This is a genomic window from Streptomyces sp. NPDC058240, assembly GCF_042882135.1.
Classification (GTDB): Bacteria; Actinomycetota; Actinomycetes; order Streptomycetales; family Streptomycetaceae; genus Streptomyces.
In genome coordinates, this window is the sequence record NZ_JBHVWT010000160.1 from 1 (window position 1) to 1,304 (window position 1,304).

Sequence of the window (1,304 nt, forward strand, 5' to 3'; positions counted from 1 at the left end):
GGCAGTGTGGAGTTCGCGGTCGATCTGTTCGATCGGGTGTCGGTGGTGGGGGTTGTTGAGCGGTTGGTGCGGGTGTTGGAGGTGGTGGCGGTTGATCCGGGGGTGCGGGTCGGTGGGGTGGATGTGTTGTCGGGTGTGGAGCGGGGTCTGGTGTTGGGGGAGTGGATTGCTTCGGAGCGGGTGCTGGAGCCGGTGACGTTGCATGGGTTGTTCGAGGCGCAGGTGGTGCGGTGTCCGGATGCTCCGGCTGTGGTGGGTGAGGGGTTGGTGTTGTCGTATGCGGAGGTGGAGGAGCGTGCGAATCGGTTGGCGCGTTGGTTGATGGGGCGGGGGGTTGGTCCTGAGGGTGTGGTGGCGTTGGTGTTGCCGCGGTCGGTGGAGATTGTGGTGGCGCAGTTGGCGGTGTTGAAGGCGGGGGCGGCGTATTTGCCGGTGGATCCGGATTATCCGGCTGAGCGGATCGCGTTCATGTTGGAGGATGCGTCTCCGGTGTTGGTGTTGCGTGAACTGCCGGATCTTGGTGTGGAGTTGGATGGGTCGCGGCCGGGTGTTGTGGTGTCGTCGTCGGGTGCGGCGTATGTGATTTATACGTCGGGGTCGACGGGGCGTCCCAAGGGTGTGGTGGTGTCGCATGGGGGTGTGGCGAGTTTCGCGGTGGCGGAGGTGGAGCGGTTCGCGGTCGATGCGGGTAGTCGGGTGTTGCAGTTCGCTTCGCCGAGTTTTGATGCGTCGGTGTTGGAGCTGGTGATGACGTTCGCGGCGGGTGGTGCGTTGGTGGTGCCGTTGCCGGGTCCGTTGGCGGGTGAGGTGTTGGGGCGGGTGCTTCGGGAGCGGCGGGTGTCGCATGCGTTGATTCCGCCGGCTGCGTTGGCGAGTGTTCCGGTGGGTGAGTTTCCTGATTTCCGGTCGTTGGTGGTGGGTGGTGATGCGACGTCGGCGGAGTTGGTGGACCGGTGGGCGCCGGGGCGTCGGATGGTCAATGCGTATGGTCCGACGGAGTCGACGGTGGCGGCGACGATGTCGGCGCCGTTGGTGGCGGGTTCGGGTGTGCCGTCGATCGGGACACCGGTTCCCAATACCCGTACCTATGTTCTGGATGAGGGGTTGCGTCCGGTGGTGCCGGGGGTGGCGGGTGAGCTCTATGTCGCGGGTGCGGGTCTGGCGCGTGGGTATCTGGGTCGGGCGGGGTTGACGGCGGAGCGGTTCGTTGCCGACCCGTTCGGTGTGGCGGGTGGCCGGATGTATCGCACGGGTGATGTGGTGCGGTGGACCCGGGCGGGCGAGCTGGAGTACCTGGGGCGTAC

General features: G+C 66.2%; 1 protein-coding gene. It reads left to right on the forward strand.

Translation table 11 applies throughout. The features are described 5' to 3' along the window. A partial coding sequence (locus tag ACFVX4_RS42125) for an amino acid adenylation domain-containing protein (RefSeq protein WP_389988847.1) occupies positions 1-1,304 on the forward strand: 1,304 nt, incomplete at both ends.